The organism is Sphingomonas sp. CFBP 13720 (assembly GCF_014842075.1).
Taxonomy (GTDB): domain Bacteria; phylum Pseudomonadota; class Alphaproteobacteria; order Sphingomonadales; family Sphingomonadaceae; genus Sphingomonas.
In genome coordinates this window covers 358,238-378,949 of record NZ_JACYVA010000002.1, presented here as the reverse complement: position 1 = coordinate 378,949, position 20,712 = coordinate 358,238, and the positions used below count along the sequence as shown (strand labels likewise).

Here is a 20,712-nt window from a genome sequence, read left to right as displayed (position 1 = left end):
CTCAACGGATGGGGACGGTGACGGTGATCGGCTTGCCGTCGCGAAGAATGGTGACCTGTGCCTGTCCGGTCATCCCGGCGCTGGCGATAGCGGCGTTGACCGCCGACTGGTCGGTCATGGCCGCGCCGTTGACCGATTGCACGACGTCGCCCGCGCGCATGCCGGGCGGCGGGTTGGCCCCGACCGCATAGCCGCCGGGCACCTGTGTAGCATTGAGCCGCGACAGCACCGCCTGCGCGCCGGGCGGGGTGGCGGCGGCGGGCTGCGGCTGCGGCGGCGCGGGCTGGCCCGGTGCGGGCGGGGCGGCGGTGCCCGGCGCGGGCGTCGCCAGACCGAACGGATCGGGGAAGGCCAGATATTCCAGCCGCCCGCCATTGTTCAGGATGATGCGGTCGCGACGGATTTCGGTGATCGTCGCGCCAGCGACCGCGTCGCCCGCCCGGACCGGTTTGGCAGGTTCATTGCCGATCGCGACGAACGCGGTCGACAGTTCGGCGGGACGCGCGAAGACGACGCCTTTCAGCACCGCCTGGATCGATGTCGCGGCAGTTGCGTCGGCGGCGGTCGGGCTGCCGAACGGGCTCCATGCCAGTGCGGGGGCGGGGTCGATCGCGACGCTGCGCGCACGGGCCGCCGACGGCACGGTGATCGCCCCGGTATCGGCATGGCCGGCCATCCGCCACACCAGCCCGGCCAGCGCGAACGCGACCGAGACGATCGCCACGCCCGCCAGCAGGTCGATCGCGCGGCCCGGCGAGCGCAGCCGTTGCAGCACGATCATGCGCCGTCCCCGCGCAGGAATCCGTCGAGCCGGGCGAGCGGCGCGGTTTCGCCGGTGGCGGCGACCTCGATCGTCACCCGGTCGAGCGCGGGGTCGGACGTGGCGATGCGCCTCACCGCCACGGTCCAGTTGCGCCCCAGCATGTCGACCCGATCTCCATTCGCTTCCGGCGTCCCCACTTCCAGATCGGCGAGCCGGTTTTCGGCCACCCACATCGCGATCGCACGCCGTTCGACGCCACGGGTCGAATCGATATGCTGCTCCACCGCGCCCATCAGCCCTACCGTGGCGATCGCCAGCACCGCCAGCGCCACCATCGCCTCGATCAGCGAAAAACCCGCATTCGATTCGCCGTCCCCGCAGCATCGCCCGAGCGGGGTTGCCGCTTCGGGCGGTACGTGGCGCGGGGGCCGCCCCGTCGACGGTCCACCATGCGCCGGATCGTCCACGGTGCCAAACGAAGTCATGGTCACGCCGCCACCTTCGTCGCGAGCGCGGTCACGCCGTCATAGTCGACACGCCACGACTGGTCGCCGCCCACGATCGTCGCGGACATCGCCTGTCCGGTGCCGTCGACGCCGAGGATGACCGGCGCGGGGATCGACAGCGTCATCGTCATGCCGCCGGGCAGGGTGTGGAACGCCAGCGCGTCGTCGGTGCGCGGAACGAGACCCTTCGCGCCCATCTGGGCAAAGCCATAACCATGCGGTTCGATGGTCAGCGCGATCAGCTGGTCGCCGAGCATCGCGTCGTCCGCCGCCGCCTGCAACCGCGTCGCCAGCCGCCGCGCCTCCGCCTCGACATTGGGCGCGCGCGTGGCGGCGCCGATGCCCAGCGTCACCGCCCCCGCCGCCACGCCGATGATGGCAAGGACGATCAGCATTTCGATCAGGGTCATGCCCCGTTGCGATACGGGCACGCGGCGGGGGGATTGCGTCACCTCAGCGTGTCTGTCCGTCGATATCCGCGTCCAGATCGGTGCCGCCGGGCTTGCCGTCCTTGCCGAGCGACTTGATCGCGAAGCGGCCGCCGGTCGATTCGTACACATAGGGGTTGCCCCATGGGTCCTGCGGCATCTGCGACAGATAGCCGTCAGGCGGGTAGGCGCCGGGCAGCGGTGGCGACGTCGGCTTTTCGACCAGCGCCTTCAGCCCCTGTTCGGTCGTCGGGTAATCGCCATTGTCGAGCCGGTACATTTTCAGCGCGCCGCCGATCGATCGCAGGTCGGTGCCTGCGGTCGTCACCCGTGCCTGATCGGGCCGGTTGATGACGTTGGGCACGATCAATGCGGCGACCAGTGCGATGATCGCCAGCACCACGATCATCTCGACCAGCGTCAGCCCCGCCTGATCGTCGGGGACAGAAACCTTGCGGGCAGCGCGGTTGGCTGCGAAGGTGTCATGAAACTTTCGGAATAAGATGCGCATCCACGCCCCAATGCGTCCACACGATGAAGCCATTGTGACAGTCGAACCCGCTTCCGCCGGTTCGCCCGCCCCCGCCGCCGGCGTGTGGGCGATCGCGGGCGGTCGTGCGATCATAGTCGATGCCGCCGGACCCGCAACCTTGCTCGTGCCGGCAGAGGCGGTGCTGCTGCTCGGCGTCGACCTGCCGCTGCCCAGCCGGGCGAAGCGGCTGGCGGCATTGCCGTTCGCGGTCGAGGACCGGATCGCCGATCCGGTCGATGCCGTACACCTGACGCTGGGCGATGCGATCGGCGACCGGCGCTATCTGGTCGGGGTGGTCCGCCACGCACGGATGGTCGAATGGATCGCGATCGCCGATGCGGCGGGGATCGGATCGGCGGCGTTCGTTCCCGACGCGCTGGCGCTGCCCGCGCCGGTCGAGGGCTGGAGCGTCGAGGTGACGGGCGCGCGCGCGCTGGTCCGCGCCGCCGACGGTACGGGCTTTGCCGTGCCGTTGCCGATGCTGGTCGCGGCGTGGGAGGCGGCGGGGCGGCCGCCCGCACAGGCGGTGGGCGATCCGTTGCCGCTGGTCATGACGGGGAGGGGGGCCGCATTCCCGCCCGTGCCGGTGTCGGAACGCGTGGCCGCCGCGCCGATCGACCTGCGGCAGGGCATATATTCGCGGCGGCGCGGCGCGTGGCCCAGCACGGCGCGCAAGGTCGCGATGATCCTGGCGCTGGCGGCGGTAGCGCATGGCGTGATCGCGGTCGGCGATACGCTGATGCTGCGGCGGATCGCCGACCGGCGGCAGGCGGCGCTCCAGCAACTGGTGGTAACGACGGCACCGGGCGTACCGACCGGTGGCGACGATTTCACGACGCGCGTCGCCGATCTGTTGCCGCGCCCGACCGGCAGCAACCGATTCGTCCCGCTGCTGGCGCGGGTATCGGGTGCGCTGGCCCCGATCGGTCCCGCATTGGCGGTGCGGACGATGGCATTCGAAGGGGAGGCACTGACGATCGATCTCGATTCGCCCGAAACCGGCATCGCCGACCGTCTGCGCGCGGCACTGTCGGCGGCGGGCGTCGCGGCGCAGGTCGCGCCCGCGCCCGGCGGCGGGCTGCGCATCACGGCGCGCGGCGCATGAACCGCATGCGGATCGAGCGGGCGCTGGCCCGGTTCGACACATGGTGGCAGGGGCTGTCGCAGCGCGAACGCGTGCTGGTCGGTACGCTCGCCGCGCTGCTGGCCGGGGTGGTGCTGGTCTATGGCGTGGTCAAACCGGTACAGGCATCGCGCGCGCAGGCGCGCGCCGATATCCGGCAGGCGGAAACGTTGATGGCGCGCATCCGTGCTGCCGGTCGGCTGGAAACCGCGCCGCCTGTCCAGGCCGCCGGCCCACCGCAGACGATCGTCGCCACCGCCGCGACCGCTGCCGGATTGCAGCCGACGCTGGCCGCGACCGGCGGCGGCGTCACCGCGACGCTGGTCGATGCGCCCTATCCGGCCGTGGTCACGTGGCTGAACGACGTCGCGCGGACCAGCACGCTGGGGGTGCGTCGAGTGACGCTGCAACGCGGATCGGCATCGGGCCGCGTCAACGGCACCGTCGAGTTCGGCGCATGACCGACACGCTGCTGCGCGCCGAACCGGTCCGTCTGCCCTATGGCTATGCCCGGCGCGGCGGGGTGCTGATCCGTCAAGGCGCGGGCGGGATGGAGTGCGTCCACCGCCCCGACGCGACGCTCGACGCGATGCTGGAGGTACAGCGGATCGCGCCGGGCATCGCGTTCGTCGCGGTCGACGATGCGGCGTTCGATGCGGCGTTGCAGTCCGGCTATGGCGGCAGCGCCAGCACCGCTGCCGATATCGAGATCGCCGAGAACGATCTGGCGGCGCTGGCCGACAGCGCGGCGGCGGTCGACGACCTGCTCGACGCACGCGACGACTCGCCCGTCATCCGGCTCATCAACGCGCTGCTGCTCGAAGCGATCAAGGAAGGCGCGTCCGACGTGCATGTCGAGACGCAGGAAAAGCGGCTGGTCGTCCGTTTCCGCATCGACGGCGTGCTGCGCGACATCGTCGAACCGCCGCGTGCGCTCGCCCCGCTGCTGGTCAGCCGGATCAAGGTGATGGCGAAACTCGACATCGCCGAACGCCGCACGCCGCAGGACGGCCGCGTGACGTTGCGCATCGGCGGGCACGACGTCGACGCCCGCGTATCGACCATGCCGACGCAGCATGGCGAACGGGTGGTGCTGCGGCTGCTGGAGCGCGGCGGGATGACGCTCGACCTCGCCAGCCTCGGCATGAGCGAGCGGGACGAAGGGGTGTTCACGCGGCTGCTGGAACGGCCGCACGGGTTGCTGCTGGTCACCGGACCGACCGGATCGGGCAAGACGACGACGCTGTACACCGCGCTTACCCGACTGAACGATCGCCGTCGCAACGTGATGACGGTGGAAGACCCGATCGAATACGAACTGTCGGGAATCGCGCAGACACAGGTCAATCCGCGCACCGACATGACCTTCGCCCGCGGCCTCCGCGCCATCCTGCGGCAGGACCCCGACGTCATCATGGTCGGCGAAATCCGCGATCAGGAAACCGCGCAGACGGCGGTGCGGTCGTCGATGACGGGGCATTTTGTGCTGTCGACGCTGCACACCAACACTGCGATCGGATCGGTCACGCGTCTGATCGACATGGGGGTCGAACGCTATCTGCTTGCGCCGATGGTGGTTGGGTTGGTGGCGCAGCGGTTGGTGCGTCGATTATGCGGTCAGTGCCGGTGGCAGGATCGCGCGACGGAGGCGGACGCGGTGCTGCTGGGCGGGGCGATCCGGGCGGGCAAGAAGCTGTGGCGGCGCGGTGCGTGCGAGGCGTGCCATAACGAAGGCTATCGCGGGCGCGCGGGCGTGTACGAAGTGATCGCGGTCGACGACCGGTTGCAGGCGATGATCCACAACGGCGCGTCCGAAGCCGATCTGGAACGCGCGGCGCGGCTGGCGAACCCGTCGCTGCTGGACGACGGCGTGGCGAAGGTGAAGGCGGGGGTCACGACGGTCGAGGAAGTCGCGCGCGTCGTGCGGGACGAGGGGTGAGCGCGCTTTTCCTTTCTCCGACTTCGTTCGGTTCGAGCCTGTCGGGAACGGGGTTCCGCCGGGCGAGCCGTTCTCGACACGCGGTCTCGACTACGCTCGATCGCTACTCGAACCAAACAGGATGGATCGACGGGGGTAGCGGGCAGTGACCGCCTATAGCTATCGCGCCGCGTCGCGCACCGGTGCGACCGTGAAGGGCGTGATCGAGGCGTCCAGCCCCGCCGATGCTCGTGCGCGATTGCGCGACCGGGGGGAATTGCCGCTGTCGGTCGAGGAAACCGGCGAAAAGGGGCCGAAACTCGGCAGTATCCAGCTTCCCCGGCTGTTCCGGCGGGGCGTGTCGGCCAAGGCGCTGGCGACGCTGACGCGGCAGATTTCGACGCTGGTCGGATCGGATATCTCGATCGAGGAATCGCTGCGGCTGGTCGCGAACCAGGCGGACAGTCCGGCGGTCAACGCGCTGCTGCTCGACGTGCGCGCCGCGATTCTCGACGGGCGCAGCTTCGCACAGGGGCTGGCGCGGCATCCGAAGGCATTCCCCGAATTCTACCGTGCATCGGTGGCGGCGGGCGAACAGTCGGGGCGGCTACCCGACGTGTTGAGCCACCTCGCCAACTTCGTCGAGACGCGGCAGGCCAATGGCCAGAAGATGCAACTGGCGCTGCTGTATCCCGCGCTGCTCGCCACCGTCAGTTTCGGCATGATGGTGCTGCTGATGGTGTATGTCGTGCCCGATATCGTACGTGTGTTCGTGTCGCGCGGGGCGGAACTGCCATTCCTAACGCGCGCGCTGATCGCGATTTCGGCATTCGTCCAGAATTACGGGCTGTACGTGCTGGTCGCCGGGCTGATCCTGTTCGTCGTGGCGGGGCGCTGGCTGCGCGTGCCGGCCAACCGGCTGCGGCTCGACCGGCGGCTGGCGGAGCGCGCGCCGTTCCGCCGGTTCAGCCGTCAGCATAACGCCGCGCGCTTTGCCGGCAGTCTGGCGACGCTGGTCGGCAGCGCGGTGCCGCTGGTCGAGGCTCTGCATGCCGCCGCCGCCGTCACGCCCAACCGCTTCGTCCGCGACAAGGCGCTGACCGTCGCTGCACGGGTACGCGAAGGATTGTCGCTGCGAGCGGCGATGGCCGAGGCGGAGGTGTTCCCGTCGATGCTCGTCGCGATCGTCGCCAGCGGGGAAACGTCGGGACGGCTGGCCCCCGCGCTCGACCGCGCGTCGGGGGAACTGGAACGCGAGCTGGACGCACTGGTCGCGACGCTGGTCGCGCTGGTCGAACCGATGGTGCTGTTGTTGATGGGCGGGCTGGTGCTGATGATGGTGCTGGCGATCCTGTTGCCGATCATCAACCTGAACAATCTGGTATCGGTCTGACGGATCGGCACGTGGTGACATACGGTGTGACCGCGTATCGTGCGTGCCATCGCGCTTGTCGAAATGCCGTATCGAACGACTGCCACGATGCTTGATACGGACCGGGTAAACCGTGCGCCGCATGATTCGGGATCGTCCGGGGGACGATCCGACCCGATCATCTATCGACGTCGCTCCATCGCGGTTCGGCACGAACGGGTGGCCCCAGCCGCATGATATCGTAGCGGACGCCGCGCGGTCCCCGAACGAAAACCGCCCCGTCCGGCGTTGCGGACGAGGCGGCCTGTACCTTCGGACCGATGCGCAGCCTTACTTGGGCGCGAGCACCATCAGCATCTGACGGCCTTCCATGCGCGGATAGGCTTCGACCTTCGCAACTTCGGTCACGTCTTCCTGCACCCGCTTGAGCAGGTTCATGCCGAGCTGGCCATGGCTCAGTTCGCGCCCGCGGAACCGCAGCGTGATCTTGACCTTGTCGCCCTCGCCGATGAAATCATGTACCTTCTTCATCTTCGTATCATAATCATGATCGTCGATGTTCGGACGCATCTTGATCTCTTTGATCTCCTGCGTCTTCTGGGTCTTGCGAGCGAGGTTCGCCTTTTTCTGCGCCTCGTACTTGAACTTGCCCACATCGAGGAACTTCGCGACCGGCGGATCGGCGTTCGGCGAGACTTCGACAAGGTCGAGGCCCACGGCAGCGGCCTGTTCGATCGCCTCTCGCGTGAACAGCACACCCAGATTCTCGCCGTCCTGGTCGATGACGCGGACCTTCGGCGACTGGATGAATTCGTTGAATCGGGGGCCGTTCATCGGCGGCGGCGCATTGGGGCGACGCATCATGGGCGGACGGATAGGTGGTGCTCCTGTAGTTGACCAAAGGTCTATATAGGCAATTCAGCGAAATAGTGAAAGGTCAGTCGATCGAATCCAGCGTGATACGCACGCCGGGCAGCAGCAATGCAGGCACCGTGACGTCGCCGTCATATTCCTCGACATCGCGGTACGTGCCGTCGACCGGATCACGATGCACGCGGATCGTGCGGCGAATCGCATCGACCACCCAATAGTCGCGTACGCCGTATCGGGCATAAAGCGGTGCCTTTACCCGCAGGTCGTAGGCGAGCGAGCTGTCCGACACTTCGACCACCAGCAACAGATCCGGGCCGCGCATCTCCCGCGAGTTGCCACCCTTCACCCACACTGCCAGATCGGGTTCGACCAGCGTCGCGCTCGACAGCGTTACCGAAGCCTCGACGAACAGCCGTGCATCGTCTGGCAGCGACAGGACCAGCGCCCGGGTAAGCGCCGATTTCATCTGTTCGTGCCAGTTCGCCTTTGCCGCCGCCATCGGCACGACCTCTCCGTCGATCAGTTCGATATTCTCGCTTTCGGCCACCAGGCCGGCTTCGGTCAGCGCGTAGAGTTCGTCCACGGTCAGCCGCGCAGGGATCAGGCCGTTACGGATATTCTGAAAGACGGTCATTGCGACAAACTATCAGATTCGTGCGCGCGACTCCATCACGTCACCGTGCCCGTGCAAGATCCGGGGCCAGCGCCTCGCCCGCCAGCATCGCGACCAGATCGTCCAGCGCCAGCACCTGCTGTCCCTGACTGCCCAGCCGGCGCAGCGCGACGGTGCGTTCCTCCGCCTCGCGCTTGCCGACGACGACCAGCGCCGGGACTTTCGCCAGCGAATGTTCGCGCACCTTGTAGTTGATCTTTTCGTTGCGAAGGTCGGTTTCCACGCGGATGCCGGCGGCTTTCAGCGCGGCGGCAACCTCGTGCGCATAGTCGTCGGCGTCGGACACGATCGTCGCGACCACCGCCTGTACCGGCGCCAGCCACATCGGCATGCGGCCCGCATGATGTTCGATCAGGATGCCGAGAAACCGTTCGAACGTGCCGAGGATCGCACGGTGCAGCATCACCGGGCGGTGGCGGTTGCCGTCTTCGGCGACATAGCTGGCGTCGAGCCGGTCGGGCAGCACGCGGTCCGACTGGATCGTGCCGACCTGCCATGTCCGGCCGATCGCGTCGGTCAGGTGAAACTCCAGCTTGGGCGCATAGAATGCACCTTCGCCCGGCAGTTCCTCGAACCCCGCCTTGACCGTGTCGGACAGGTTGGCGGACAGCACCGCCTCGCGCAGTTCCGCTTCGGCCTGGTCCCACATCGCGTCGCTGCCGAAGCGCTTTTCGGGGCGCAGCGCCAGCTTCACCGCATAATCGGTGAAGCCCAGATCCTCGTACACCGAATCGAGCAGTTCGCAGAAGTCGCGGACTTCCTGCACCAGCTGATCCTCGCGGCAGAAGATATGCGCGTCGTCCTGCGTGAATTGCCGCACGCGCATGATGCCGTGCAACGCGCCGTGCGGTTCGTTGCGGTGGCAGCAGCCGAATTCGGCCATGCGGATCGGCAGGTCGCGATACGATTTGATCCCCTGTCGAAAGATCAGGACGTGCGCCGGGCAGTTCATCGGCTTCAGCGCCATCAGGTCGGCATCGCCCGACAGGACCGCGCCCTCATCCTCGGTATTGGGCACCTCGTCGGGGACGACGAACATGTTTTCGCGATATTTGCCCCAGTGGCCCGACTGTTCCCACTGGCGCGCGTCCATCAGCTGCGGGGTCTTGACCTCCTGATAGCCGGTCGCATCCAGCCGGCGGCGCATATATGCCTCCAACTGACGCCACATCATATAGCCCTTGGGGTGCCAGAATACCGACCCCTGTGCTTCGGACTGTAGGTGGAACAGGTCCATTTCCTGCCCCAGCTTGCGATGGTCGCGCTTGGCGGCTTCCTCCAGCCGGGTCAGGTGCGCGTCGAGCTGCTTCTTGCTCAGCCAGCCGGTGCCGTAGATACGGCTGAGCATCGCGTTCTTCTGGTCGCCGCGCCAATAGGCACCCGACACGCGCGTCAGCTTGAACGCGGCGGGATCGAGCTTCGCGGTCGATTCGAGGTGCGGGCCCCGGCACATGTCGAGCCATTCGCCCTGACGATAGATCGTCAGTTCCTTACCCTCGGGCAGTTCGGCGGCCCATTCGGCCTTGAACGTCTCGCCCTGCGCGGTCCAGCGGTCGATCAGTTGCTGGCGCGTGACGACCTCGCGCACGAATTTCTCGCCGCGCGCGATGATCCGGCGCATCTCCGCCTCGATCAGCGGCAGGTCCTCGTCGGTGAACATGCCGCGACCGGGGGCCGGCGCGAAATCGTAATAGAAACCGTCCTCGGTCGCCGGACCGAAGGTGATCTGCGTGCCCGGGAACAGCGTCTGCACCGCCTCGGCCATCACATGGGCAAAGTCGTGGCGATGAAGCTCCAGCGCGTCGCGCTCGTCCTTCGCGGTCAGCAGCGCCAGCGCGGCATCGCCGTCGAACGCGCGGTTCAGATCGCGCACCTGTCCATCGACGCGGGCGGCGATGGCTGCCTTGCGCAGCCCCGGCGAGATCGCGGCGGCGATATCGGCCGGGGTAGTGCCCGGCGTCACCTCGCGGACGGAACCGTCGGGCAGGGTGATGCGGAACAGTGCGGACATGAAGAAACCTGAGCGAAGAGGGAAAACGACTGCCGAATAGGCGCTGGGGCAGGACAGGGCAAGGCGCTCGCCCCTCACTCGCCTGTCACTCGATTGCGGCACCCCGGTCGCTATAGGTGATGCGGATACGGACCCATGTTCCCACCATCGGCCGCCCGCCGACGCGCGGCGGCACGATCCGGAACTGCCACGCCGCCTGCCGCACCGCGCCCGCCAGTCCCGATCCGCGCGACGACTGCCCGATCTCGCGGCAATCGGTCACTTGGTTGTTGGGGATGGTGCGGCACGCGACCTCGCCCCAACCGGGTTGCGCGCGACGCGGCAGATAGGTCGACAATTCGGCATGGGTCGGGCGGCGATACCAGTCCGCCGCGTAGAGCCGTTCCCCGCCGCCGCTGCCACCACCCGCGTCGGATGGCGAATCGCCGTCGCCGCTGTCGCCCGCCGCATCGCCCGCGCCGGCATTGCCGTCCGCCGGCGCCTTCGCGCCGGGGGCGATCGCGGCGCGGGCGAAGTCGCGGCCGGTCATCGGGATCACGCGCGACCATGCGTTGGACGACGGTGCGGTCGGCACCGGCGGCGGTGGCGGAATGTCGGGCGGCGGTGCGGTGCGCGCGACCGGCTGCGGACTGCTGGCGGCACCTGCGGCGGCCTTGCGCTGCGCCTTTTGCGCGGGCTGTGCGGCGGGCGCGACCCGATCGGCAGGCAGCATGTCGACGACCAGCGCGTCTTCGGGGCCGGGCGGGGGCGACATGATCGCGGGCGCGATGTGCAGCATCAGCCACAGGATCGCGGCATGGATCGCGATCACCAACGCCAGCGTCGCCGCGCGCCGCGACAGGGGAACGGGACGCTGCGCCGAAAACCGTTCCTGAATCACCTGCGTCGCCACATCGTCGCCCTAGCGCAGCCGGTGCCGCCACGCGACGGGTAATCGGCGGAACGAAACCCGTGCTGAGCAGTTTGGCTCCCTACCGGTAGTTATTGCCCCGCAAGCATAGCTGGTTTGGTACTTGACCCCGCTGCCCCCGGCAGCGGGGTTTTTTCTGTTCAAACGGCGTTCGGTTTTTATCGACTGTCGCCTTCGGAACGCGTCGAAGGCATTCAGCGCCCTGCGCTTGGCGACAATCGGACGACTGTGGTAATTTGAAGTTTGCGATCGGCGGCAGCGTTACCGCCAGCCGCGCAATCCAAAACCGGGTGCGGGCAGGCTACCGGCAGGCTCGAAAATCCGCTGGTTTGGCAATTGCTTGAGAGCGATCCGTCGCAAATGACTGACTGGTCGCGCGCGCGCCACGTTTCGCCGCGAAGGACTCGACTGACGGCATTAACCATGCTGATCGATCTGAAGAAGGCCATCGTGCAAATTCCAAGCGTTAGACCTCATCTGTTTCCTGTAGATACAAGCCTGCCCAATCTTACCGATCGAAGGTCGGCGAGTTGCTGTCGACCGCGGAAAGGTGGCCGGCAGCAAGCGCATGGCCTGCCAATCTGAAATTGCTGGAGAGAACATGTCAGTTAGTAGCGGCGTAGCAAATGGCGAAGTCTTTCTGCAGGGGAAGTATCTCAGCATCGGGATCAACGTCGACGGAACTTTGGGAACGATGTACAATGCTGCGAAAGGCATTGAGACCGACATCGACACCGGCCTTCGCCGTGTCGGTTTGTTTGCCGACTTCGACGGCTTTGGTCAGGGCAAGGAAACGACCCTGAACGACGTGCTGTTGCAGGGGCGCGCGATCGAAGGCTTCAACGTCGGATACAAGCTTGACGGGGACACCGTCGTGCGCAGCAATCAGAAGTNGATCACGCTGGCCGACGATGCGAAGTATATCCGCATCGACGTCACGCTGACCAACAATTCCTCGGCAACGATGAACGACGTGCGGTACATGCGGACCGCCGATCCCGACCAGTCGGACAAGTTCGCCACGGCGAACAAGATCGAACGTCAGGGCGACAATGGCGCGCTGGTGACGGCGCAGGTCGCACCGTCGACCCCGTTCTTCCTCTACACCCCGGATCAGCGCGCGGTCGCATCCTTCTACGGCTTCGTGAACACCGATCCCTATGCCGCTGCCGCCTATGCGACCGAACAGGCGGTCGGATATGCCAAGACCGTCGACCAGACGCTGAACCTGACCTTCGGCCTCGGCGCGCTCAAGCCCGGTGAATCGACCAAGATCACCATGTATCTGGGCGTAACCGACAATCTCGGAGCCACACTGTCGCAGATCGACTCGGGTGTCGTCACCGAGCCCAAGCCGCCGAAGCCGGTGAACCTTGCGCCGGTCGTTGTCGCCGACAACTTTTCCGGCAAGGAAGGTTCCGACGTCGCCGGCAACGTTTTGGCCAACGACCGGGATCCTGAAGGTGCGGCGCTGACTGCCAAACTGAAATCGGGCCCTGCCAATGGCACCATCGAATTTTCGAAGGATGGTTCGTTTATCTATACCCCCGATGCGGGGTTCAGCGGTTCGGACAGCTTTATCTATGTCGCGTCGGATGGCGTGAACAATAGCGGCAACGGCATCGTCCGCCTGTCCGTATCCAAGGCGCCGGTCGACACGGTCGACCCTCTGCTGGATTTGCTCAAGCTGCCCGGCCTCGTCAACGGTTCGTCCGCCGCCGATCAGGTGCTGTCCGGTGTCGGTGGATCGAACGTCTTCTATTTCGCATCGGCGGCCAACACCGGCAACGATCGCGTCACCAACTTCGGGCATTCCGATCTGCTGGTCGTGGACGACAAGCTACGCGACAGCAACGATGACGGCATCATCAAGCTCGCGGGCGGTCGACTTTCGCTCGACGCAGTACGCGAGGGCGATACCGTACAGTTCGACGGCGTAAGCGCACTTCGCTTCCTTGGCACGGACGGTGCCGGACGGTCGGTTTATGCCGATGCCAGCGTGCGGCCCGGAAAGGCGCAGGAAGGTACGTTCGCAAATGACACGTTCGGAAACAGCCGGAATGAAAATTCGAAAGATATTTTCTTTTTCGACACCGCACTCAATCTGGACCTCGGCCAGGATGCGATCGTCAATTTCGGCGTCCGAGATCGCGTCATTACGACAAGCAAGCTGAGCGACGGCAACAACGACGGAATCGTCAACGGAACATCCGGCAAGTTCGCGCTGCCGGACGACACTGGCACTTTGTCGCTGAGCGATCAGAATGGAGCAACGGTCGACTCCCTGATGCTCGAACGATCCTTTGAACGCGATGACGTCGCATATTATGTCTACGCAGCCGTTGCGGAGACGAACTACGCCTATAGCGAGATCGTATTCTAACCAGTCGCCCGGCACCATATGGTCGTTCGCAACGTTGCTGACGGCTATATGGTGCCGCATCGCTGGCCGCGTCGGCACGCGTCGGCGTCGTCCATCGACCTGCAAGCAAAGCTTTGGACGGACCGCCGGACCGTCGTGAAGATCGTGCATGCATATGGCAGGCCGATCCGTCCCGCGCGACGATCGCCGGACATGCGGGGGTTCATTCACCGCTACCACGGCGCTGTCCGCGATTTTGCGCGGACCGGACGACCGTCATCCCGCATCGTCCGACACATTGCTCACGTCTGGAGCCGTCCGGAACTGTCCTGTAGTAACCAGAAGCGGGTGTATCGTTGCAGGCGGGGAAGGATGATCCATTGTAGCGTTGCTGTCAGTATCAGCGATGATGGCAGTAGCTGAAGTGGTAGCGGGACATCCTTCAGAACCGTGCGGACGATCGTGCTGATACCCAGAAGTATCGGAAAGACAGTCAACCACGTCGTTATGAAACGCTTCGACTTGCTGGCACTTGCATCGCTGGGCAGATCGAATGCGACTGCGTCGCCCCGGGCAGTTTGACGCAGCACCGTCGAATACGCGTCGGCGACCGCGGCGTGGGCGCTTAGAGCATCGTCGGCCTGCCATGCATCGACGGCGTCCTGGTCATCGAAGCGGAACAGCAGATGCTGGAAGCCAGCGGTCTGCCCGAGCCGGATAGCGGCACGGTACCCCGGGGCTGCACGAGCAAGGCGGTTGAGTTCCTGTACCCACTGTTCGAAGTCCTCTTCGTGACCGGCACGAATTGCCCGGCTGGTAACGATGGTAACGGTCTGATCTGGATCTGCTGGCATGGAGCGGGAACGTATCGCCGATGCCGTTGGTGCCGGCTGGCCACCGGCAGCCGGTAGCACCGAGGCATCTGTCCCGGTACGTATCCGGTCGGCTACGGTCACTTCGACCGCCGTGATCGCCGAAAACGTCACCCGCAGCACAGGTGGCAAGGCTGGCGGCACCGTGGCCCCGGTGTCTCGCTGCGATCCCTCTGCTATCCGTCTTTCTCGTGCGGAAGCGGCGGTCACGGATCGAACCGTGCCGCGCTTCGCTGAACACCCGTATCGGTAACAAGGGACGTTCAATGAACGCTGCGGACGTATTCACGACTCTCGATCTGGAGCTAAAGCCAGATCCGGCGCGCACCGTCATCCGTCCATTCGGCTTCCGCTATCCGTCCGCCTTTGCCGAGGGACGGCCCAGCCGCTCCGAAGCGGTGGCGGCGCGCCTGATGGCACTGGCGCCCGAAATGCGTCAGCGGATGCTCGAACTCCTGCACGGCGCAATGCAGTCGCGGCATCGCAATGTCGACGGCGTCTTCCTGCGCCGCTTTTCGGAAGTCAGGGACGAACTGGGTGTCGCGGTAGAGGCCGAGCGCGATCAGTTGCTCATCGGGGCCTACTTCAGTCAGGAATATGCGTTCGAGAGCGCTGCGCTATTCAACCCGTCGATCGTGACCGTGCCCGATCAGGATCGAGCCGATGACAGCATCGCCTTCATCCTGTCGCTACGGGGCGTCGGAGAGGGGCACATTTCGTCGGTCACGTTCCGCTCCGGCACATGGGACGGTGCCGATGGTCTGGTGGTCAATCCCCCCAGCGCGCAGGGAGTCCCCCCACGGATCGAACACGACGACGCGGCCGGCTGGGTGCGGCTCCGGTCCGATGACAGCAAGGATATCTCGGAAACGGTGATCTTCCCGACGCTGCCCAGCCAGCGCCAGGGGGTCGAGGATGTCCGGCTGGTCCATTTCACGGACGACGATGGTACCGAAAGCGTGATCGGCACCTATACGGCCTTCGATGGCCGCGACGCGCGTGCGGAGCTTCTTCGCGGGATCGATCTGCGCACGTACGAGATGCGGCCGCTGACGGGCAGGATGGCGGCATATAAGGGCATGGCATTGTTTCCGCGACGGATCGACGGGCAGTTCGTCATGCTCGGCCGGCAGGACAACGAGAATATCTGGCTGTTGCGTTCCGACGATCTGCATCACTGGGACACGGGCGAAATCATCATGGGGCCGCGCTACCCATGGGAGTTCGTCCAGATGGGCAATTGCGGGTCGCCGATCGAGATCGACGAGGGGTGGCTGGTGTTCACCCACGGCGTCGGGCTGGTCCGGGGCTATTGCGTGGGCGCGTGCCTACTGGACAAGGCCGATCCCCGAAAGGTGCTGGCGCGAACCCCATCGCCGTTATTGTTTCCGAGCGGCGAACAGCGCGGTGGCTACGTCCCCAATGTTACGTATAGCTGCGGGGCATTGCTCCACAAACGACGCGTGCTGCTGCCATACGCGATTGCCGACGAATACTCTGCGTTTGCGGTCGGCAGCGTCGACGACATATTGTCCGTGATGGAATAGCTGCTCCACCCATCCGCAACCGAAGGGACGAGCATGGACGATTTCGCGCGCATGATGAGAATGGAGGGCGTGCGCCCTCTGGACCAACCGAAGAAGAAGTCCCGCCCTCCGGCGAAATCAGCACGGTCGGCGGTTGTGCAAGACACCGTCGCGATACCGGCATTGGAGCCGGGTGGCTACGCGTGGGTGACTGGCCCACGCGCGCGCACCGCGCTCGAAACGGCGCTCGAGCGCCTTGCCACCGAGATCCGCGAGGGACGGCGTGGCTGGGCCACCGGCATTCGTCAGGATGGTACGACCGTCACATTGGCCGCTTCGTCCGGCGCGGCATCGTTGCTTGGCAGCGCAGATCGCCAGTTGCTGCGGCTGATGATCGTCGGCGGCGATGGCTGGACCTTCGTCATGCATCCGCTGATGGGCGTCGCCACGCTCGATGAGGATCCTGCCAGTCCGGAATGAACGCGGGTCAGAAGCGTGGCCGCAACCGGATCGATCGGCATATCATTGTCGATCGCCACCGCCCGTGATCGTCGTACGGTAATCGTTACCGAACCACGTTCCGGTTACGCAAAGTTGCCCAGCTTTTCCGCATCTTCATCCGGCAGATCATGTTCCTCCGTCGGATCGTTCGGCACGCCGGTCTGCGGCTCTGTGGACATATCGCCGGGATCGGGCTCGTTGCCGGGAATGCTTGCAGGACTCATGATCGTCTCCTTTGTCATGTCGTCCGAACGCACGAAGCGGCAGAAATGGCAGCTGTGTCGTCAAACGCGTCTGACCGGTAAGTCGATACTCCTTCCGCTGCCATCGGCGCGACCGAACGATCCGGTTCCGGTTGACGGAACTACTGCAAATTACGCCGTTGCCCGTAATGCAGTGCTGCCATCGCCGGTCCGATCCTGCTACCCGCCGGTAATGCTCAGAACACGGATCAGGAAAAACGCCGCCGCCGCTGATCACGCCGTCAGGCTGCTCGCGGAAGTATCAACGTCGATCGAAACACTTCACGATGAAGACCTGCTCGATCTCGCGGACATATTCTCGAGTAACGCCGATAGTATTCTGGCCAAGATCGCATCGGCCGAGATGCAGAAGCGCAAGATCAGTTTGTAAACGGACCATCCGCCCATGGCGATCGGGTCGGGGCGGGTGCATGATGAACAGCGCCAGTCGGTCTTTGCTCCCTCGCCGCGAGGCCCGTTGTCGATAATCGCGCTGCGACCAATCCAGGCGGTTGCTTTGGTGATCTTTGGTGCGGGTCTGGTCGCGTACCACCGATCCGTGTAACCTATGGCAAGGGTGTCTAGGCAGGCGGTGGGCGCAAGCCGGGACCCGAACTACGGAGCAACCAACATAGCACGTAAACCCAATTACGACTTCGAGCGCCGCGAGCGCGACAGGATCAAGCAGGCCGAGTCCGCCAAGAAGGCGCAGGCCAAGTCGGACAAGCGAGCCGCCGAACAGGCATTGGCGGCTTCGGATCCTTCGGGCGGATCAGACGTCGGCTGATGCGATGACGGATCTGGTCGATCCTGTCCTTGCGCAGCTGGGCTGGAGATCCTTTTTCAGTGCGCAGGTTTCGGCGGAGCAGCTTGACAGTTGTTGGCCGGTTCGCGTCCTGTCGGTTCACCGGGGGCGGGTAACCGTCGCGGGGCAGGGGTTCGAGGACTCGGTTCCGTCCGGCTTGCCCGCGCAGGGGGGAGCGGAAGACCGACCCACCGTCGGCGACTGGTTGCTGATCGACCGGGACACCCGAAGCATCGTGCGCATTCTGGATCGGACGAGCCTGGTCAAGCGCCCGTCACCGGGCGACGACCGGCGGGTCCAGCTTGTCGCTGCCAACATCGATACCCTCTTCATCGTCACGTCCTGCGACCGGGATTTCAACGTCGCGCGGCTCGAACGCTATCTGGTGCTGGCGCGCGAGGTTCGCGTCCGGCCGGTGATCGTCATCACCAAAGCCGACATGTCGCCGACCGCCGGGGAACTGGTCACCGCAGCACGCGCCCTTCAGTCGGGGTTGCCGGTCGAATTGATCGACGGGCGCGACCCGACAAGCGCTGCCCGGCTCGCGCATTATTGCGCCTTCGGGCAGACGGTCGCGCTGGTAGGGTCGTCGGGTGTCGGCAAGTCGACGCTGGTAAACACGCTGACGGGGTCGGACAGCATCGCGACACAAGCCGTTCGCGAGGATGACGGCAAGGGTCGCCACACGACGACCGTTCGCGAGATGCATCGGCTCGCTATTGGTGCGGATGGGGGCGGCTGGCTGGTCGATACGCCGGGTATGCGCGAACTTCAGATGTCGGAGGTCACGTCCGGCGTCACCGAGGTCTTTGACGATGTCACCGCGGTGGCGCTCGCGTGCCGTTTCGCCAACTGCACGCATGTCGACGAGCCCGGATGCGCGATCAGGACCGCGATGACCGAAGGAAGTCTTGACGCCGCACGCGTTCAACGCTGGCGCAAGCTGGCGCAGGAGGATGCTGAAAACAGCGGCACCGCGGCGGTCCGCCGCGCCCGCATCGGTAATCGAAGAAGGAGATGACCATTGGCTGACGTCGGTCTGCGGGCGCTGGAGTCCGAGCGCAAACGGTTATGGGCGGAGTGCCGTCTGAAGGGGCTTGCGAAGGGCACGCCGGAGCGCCTTCGGATCGAGGAACTCGATATCCTTTTGGCGGAGCGGCGAACGAACACGGCTGGCTAGTGGGATAGGCACCGACGATCCTTCTGACCGGTGCCTTCTGACGCTAGCTAATGCTTGCGGGGTACTTCCCTAGTGACGCGGAGCAACTCGCCGCGCCGTTCGGAAAGACGGCTGTCTGCATTCGACGGCAAAACGCGGATTGTGTGTCGGATCAGCCCTTGGGCGTGACCCATACATAAATCGGCGTGATCGACTTTCCCGGTGCCGGCTTGCCGATATCGACGCGGTCGGCCTTGACCATCTCGCCCGTCTGGAGCGTGAAGGATTCCCATGGTTTCGGCATCCGTCCGAAGATATGCTTCTGGATGGGCTGACCGGTGGTCGAGTTCATGATCGTCGTGGCTATTGGCATCGCGTGCCGATACCGGCGTCGGTGGTTTCGCGTCCACCCCCTGATCGTCGAATTTGCGACGGAACCACCACCGGGTTCATCGGCGCGTCCGATGAATCGCCTTCGTCGCCACGATTTCAATACTCGGAACAGGTCCGTCGGTATCGGCCATGACGTTGACCGTGCGCGACGACGCACAGGCGGAAGGGGGATCAAGATCGCGCAATGCCGAACGAGCGTCCGCTTTCGGGTAGCGCGACTTGCCACGTGGATGCCGGATGCGGGGCCTTCTGGTCGCCGCCGACTATCGCGCGCAGGTCGAACCCATCGACGAGACGCTGGCCGATCCCGTCGCCCGGCTGGAGGCGACCCGGCGCCGCGCGAACTGATCGACCGCATCGTCCTTACGTCCAAGCCGGACGGGGGGGCGACGTAGTGCTGGGAGTCGAGGGACGACGCGCCGCGATCACCGATCCTGCCAGCGGCAAATCGGTTTTGGAGGAACGGCTGTTTGTCATGGAGCGGGTGAAGGGAATCGAACCCTCGTCGTAAGCTTGGGAAGCTTCTGCTCTACCATTGAGCTACACCCGCATATCAACGACTTAGCGTCGAAAAGACCGTTGCTGGGTCCCGGTTTACAGTCCGGTTTACATCGGCGACGCCAGCCAATGCCATGAGCATCATCCTGCCGTCAACACGTATGCCGATACCGACGTTCGATAACGGAGGCGAAACGCGACCCAGGCGGTCAATCCGCGATGAGGCCACGCGCGATGCGTTTGCCCAACGCGATCTGACGGGCGGTATCGTCGACGTAGATGCGGCGGATGCGTTCGACCTCCGCTTCGGACCAGCCCATGATGCTGGCGATTTCCGCGTCCGTAAGGTCGGTCGTGGTCATGAGGTAGGTGGCAAAGGTGCCACGGGCATCGTGCAGATGCTTGTGCCGCCTGTCGGACTGGCCCGCCTGATCGACCTCGACATGAAAGATGCCGGCCAGCTTGGCGATACGGGAAACCTCCTTGGTAAGCGTATCGAGGTTCCACGGCTTTCCCTTCGGGTTGACCAGCACCGTGTCCACACCTGACGCACGCGGATGGTCCTTCAGCCTCGCGAGGACCGCGTCGAGTTCCGGGATCCGCGGGACCGTCGCGAAGTGACGGCGCCCTCGGCTGGTCTTCTTCGCCTTCCTGACGTTCGCGAACTCGCCGACCGACGCCCATGTCAGGCGCGCGAGATCCTCTCTTCGAAGTCCGGTCACAGAGCATAGAAGCACGGCGTAATAGACACAGCGATCCTTTTCTCCTGCGGCCTTTTCGAACGCGAGCAGGTCAACCTTCGTCCACACGATCTCCGCACGCTGCCCGTTGACGTAGATCTTCCCGATTTTCTCGGCGACGTTGATCCGCAATGCACCCCGCTGAATGCCGTACTTCAGCAGCGCTCGTAGCACGGTGACGCCGTTATCCGCCGCCCGCGGCGTGGCGGCACGAGCATCGCGCCAGTCGACGACTTTCTCGATCATCCGCTCATCGTTGAAGATCGCGAGCGGAACCTTGCCCCATTTCCCCTCGATCGCACGCACGATCGACCCCCAGGTCTTCTTCGTATTGTCGCTCAGCCGCGACCATTCCGGGCTCGCCTGCCACTTGTCGATGAGCGTCTGTAGCGTCGTGGGGTTCGGCTGCCGTGCTGCGTCCCGATCCCTCCTCGCGCCGGTAAGGCTTTCCAGCGCCTCGGTCGTCAGGATCAAAGAGTATCCAAACTCCACTCCGCTCCACGCG

Annotated in this window: 22 protein-coding genes and 1 tRNA gene; 10 read left to right on the top strand and 13 right to left on the bottom strand. The window is 65.2% G+C overall.

Annotated features, from left to right (window positions below; translation table 11 throughout):
* Nucleotide 1: 1 nt before the first annotated feature.
* Genes IFT55_RS06935 through gspG form a run of 4 tightly spaced genes read right to left on the bottom strand, consistent with a single transcriptional unit; the run spans nt 2 to nt 2,208 of the window.
* The gene (locus IFT55_RS06935) at nt 2-781 is read right to left on the bottom strand and encodes a type II secretion system protein N (protein WP_192090378.1); all 780 of its coding nucleotides are present in this window, start codon (nt 779-781) and stop codon (nt 2-4) included.
* Complete coding sequence (gspI, locus tag IFT55_RS06930; protein WP_192090745.1) at nt 778-1,248, bottom strand: type II secretion system minor pseudopilin GspI; 471 nt, start codon at nt 1,246-1,248, stop codon at nt 778-780. Before gspI ends, IFT55_RS06935 begins: the two co-directional genes overlap by 4 nt.
* Before the next feature lie 2 nt (nt 1,249-1,250).
* Nucleotides 1,251-1,700, bottom strand: a complete 450-nt coding sequence (locus tag IFT55_RS06925; protein ID WP_342029257.1) for a prepilin-type N-terminal cleavage/methylation domain-containing protein — start codon at nt 1,698-1,700, stop codon at nt 1,251-1,253.
* A gap of 22 nt (nt 1,701-1,722) precedes the next feature.
* Nucleotides 1,723-2,208, bottom strand: a complete 486-nt coding sequence (gspG, locus tag IFT55_RS06920) for a type II secretion system major pseudopilin GspG (RefSeq protein ID WP_192090374.1) — start codon at nt 2,206-2,208, stop codon at nt 1,723-1,725.
* A gap of 34 nt (nt 2,209-2,242) precedes the next feature.
* On the opposite strand from gspG, the gene gspL reads away from it, so the two are divergent.
* The 4 genes from gspL (at nt 2,243) to IFT55_RS06900 (ending at nt 6,663) form a co-directional block, all read left to right on the top strand.
* Nucleotides 2,243-3,334 carry a type II secretion system protein GspL gene (gene gspL / locus IFT55_RS06915; RefSeq protein ID WP_342029246.1) on the top strand — a complete coding sequence of 364 codons (1,092 nt, stop codon included), beginning with the start codon at nt 2,243-2,245 and terminating at the stop codon, nt 3,332-3,334.
* Nucleotides 3,331-3,813: a type II secretion system protein GspM gene (gene gspM / locus IFT55_RS06910; protein ID WP_192090372.1), complete on the top strand. Its 483-nt coding sequence runs from the start codon at nt 3,331-3,333 to the stop codon at nt 3,811-3,813. The genes gspL and gspM overlap by 4 nt, the downstream gene beginning before the upstream one ends.
* The gene (locus tag IFT55_RS06905) at nt 3,810-5,291 is read left to right on the top strand and encodes a GspE/PulE family protein (protein WP_192090370.1); all 1,482 of its coding nucleotides are present in this window, start codon (nt 3,810-3,812) and stop codon (nt 5,289-5,291) included. Before gspM ends, IFT55_RS06905 begins: the two co-directional genes overlap by 4 nt.
* Nucleotides 5,292-5,436: 145 nt before the next feature.
* Entirely contained in the window at nt 5,437-6,663 is a 1,227-nt protein-coding gene (locus IFT55_RS06900) for a type II secretion system F family protein (RefSeq protein ID WP_192090368.1), read from the top strand.
* A 309-nt stretch (nt 6,664-6,972) separates the two neighbouring features.
* Here the strand turns inward: IFT55_RS06900 and infC are convergent, their stop codons facing one another.
* The 4 genes from infC to IFT55_RS06880 all read right to left on the bottom strand — a co-directional run bounded on the left by infC (nt 6,973) and on the right by IFT55_RS06880 (nt 11,091).
* Nucleotides 6,973-7,506: a translation initiation factor IF-3 gene (infC, locus tag IFT55_RS06895; protein ID WP_192090364.1), complete on the bottom strand. Its 534-nt coding sequence runs from the start codon at nt 7,504-7,506 to the stop codon at nt 6,973-6,975.
* Nucleotides 7,507-7,579: 73 nt separating this feature from the next.
* On the bottom strand, nt 7,580-8,149 hold the full coding sequence (locus tag IFT55_RS06890; RefSeq protein ID WP_192090362.1) for a Uma2 family endonuclease: 570 nt from the start codon (nt 8,147-8,149) through the stop codon (nt 7,580-7,582).
* Between the two features lie 40 nt (nt 8,150-8,189).
* Nucleotides 8,190-10,199, bottom strand: coding sequence for a threonine--tRNA ligase (gene thrS, locus IFT55_RS06885; RefSeq protein WP_192090360.1), 2,010 nt, complete (start codon nt 10,197-10,199; stop codon nt 8,190-8,192).
* An 85-nt stretch (nt 10,200-10,284) separates the two neighbouring features.
* Nucleotides 10,285-11,091: a hypothetical protein gene (locus IFT55_RS06880; protein WP_192090358.1), complete on the bottom strand. Its 807-nt coding sequence runs from the start codon at nt 11,089-11,091 to the stop codon at nt 10,285-10,287.
* A gap of 982 nt (nt 11,092-12,073) precedes the next feature.
* On the opposite strand from IFT55_RS06880, the gene IFT55_RS17775 reads away from it, so the two are divergent.
* Complete coding sequence (locus IFT55_RS17775) at nt 12,074-13,492, top strand: Ig-like domain-containing protein (RefSeq protein ID WP_446740709.1); 1,419 nt, start codon at nt 12,074-12,076, stop codon at nt 13,490-13,492.
* A gap of 281 nt (nt 13,493-13,773) precedes the next feature.
* On the opposite strand, the gene IFT55_RS06870 is transcribed toward IFT55_RS17775, so the two are convergent.
* Nucleotides 13,774-14,475 (bottom strand): antibiotic biosynthesis monooxygenase, encoded by a 702-nt coding sequence (locus tag IFT55_RS06870; RefSeq protein ID WP_192090353.1) that lies wholly within the window; start codon nt 14,473-14,475, stop codon nt 13,774-13,776.
* 134 nt (nt 14,476-14,609) lie between these two features.
* Here IFT55_RS06870 and IFT55_RS06865 point away from each other — a divergent pair, with 134 nt between their 5' ends.
* Nucleotides 14,610-15,890 (top strand): glycoside hydrolase family 130 protein, encoded by a 1,281-nt coding sequence (locus IFT55_RS06865; RefSeq protein ID WP_192090351.1) that lies wholly within the window; start codon nt 14,610-14,612, stop codon nt 15,888-15,890.
* Nucleotides 15,891-15,923: 33 nt separating this feature from the next.
* Nucleotides 15,924-16,349 (top strand): hypothetical protein, encoded by a 426-nt coding sequence (locus IFT55_RS06860; protein WP_192090350.1) that lies wholly within the window; start codon nt 15,924-15,926, stop codon nt 16,347-16,349.
* 104 nt (nt 16,350-16,453) lie between these two features.
* Here the strand turns inward: IFT55_RS06860 and IFT55_RS06855 are convergent, their stop codons facing one another.
* Nucleotides 16,454-16,594 carry a hypothetical protein gene (locus IFT55_RS06855; RefSeq protein WP_192090349.1) on the bottom strand — a complete coding sequence of 47 codons (141 nt, stop codon included), beginning with the start codon at nt 16,592-16,594 and terminating at the stop codon, nt 16,454-16,456.
* On the opposite strand from IFT55_RS06855, the gene IFT55_RS17380 reads away from it, so the two are divergent.
* The 3 genes from IFT55_RS17380 to rsgA all read left to right on the top strand — a co-directional run bounded on the left by IFT55_RS17380 (nt 16,593) and on the right by rsgA (nt 18,438).
* A complete protein-coding gene (locus tag IFT55_RS17380; RefSeq protein ID WP_249403642.1) occupies nt 16,593-17,003 on the top strand; it encodes a hypothetical protein in 411 nt (136 codons plus the stop codon). The genes IFT55_RS06855 and IFT55_RS17380 overlap by 2 nt on opposite strands.
* Nucleotides 17,004-17,204: 201 nt before the next feature.
* Nucleotides 17,205-17,399 (top strand): hypothetical protein, encoded by a 195-nt coding sequence (locus tag IFT55_RS06845; RefSeq protein ID WP_192090788.1) that lies wholly within the window; start codon nt 17,205-17,207, stop codon nt 17,397-17,399.
* 4 nt (nt 17,400-17,403) lie between these two features.
* Nucleotides 17,404-18,438 (top strand): ribosome small subunit-dependent GTPase A, encoded by a 1,035-nt coding sequence (gene rsgA, locus IFT55_RS06840; protein WP_192090348.1) that lies wholly within the window; start codon nt 17,404-17,406, stop codon nt 18,436-18,438.
* Nucleotides 18,439-18,748: 310 nt separating this feature from the next.
* Here the strand turns inward: rsgA and IFT55_RS06835 are convergent, their stop codons facing one another.
* From IFT55_RS06835 to IFT55_RS06825, 3 genes are all read right to left on the bottom strand, one after another.
* Nucleotides 18,749-18,949 carry a hypothetical protein gene (locus IFT55_RS06835; RefSeq protein WP_192090344.1) on the bottom strand — a complete coding sequence of 67 codons (201 nt, stop codon included), beginning with the start codon at nt 18,947-18,949 and terminating at the stop codon, nt 18,749-18,751.
* Between the two features lie 496 nt (nt 18,950-19,445).
* Nucleotides 19,446-19,519, bottom strand: a tRNA-Gly gene (locus tag IFT55_RS06830).
* Between the two features lie 157 nt (nt 19,520-19,676).
* Nucleotides 19,677-20,681 carry a tyrosine-type recombinase/integrase gene (locus tag IFT55_RS06825; protein WP_192090342.1) on the bottom strand — a complete coding sequence of 335 codons (1,005 nt, stop codon included), beginning with the start codon at nt 20,679-20,681 and terminating at the stop codon, nt 19,677-19,679.
* Between the last annotated feature and the right edge of the window lie 31 nt (nt 20,682-20,712).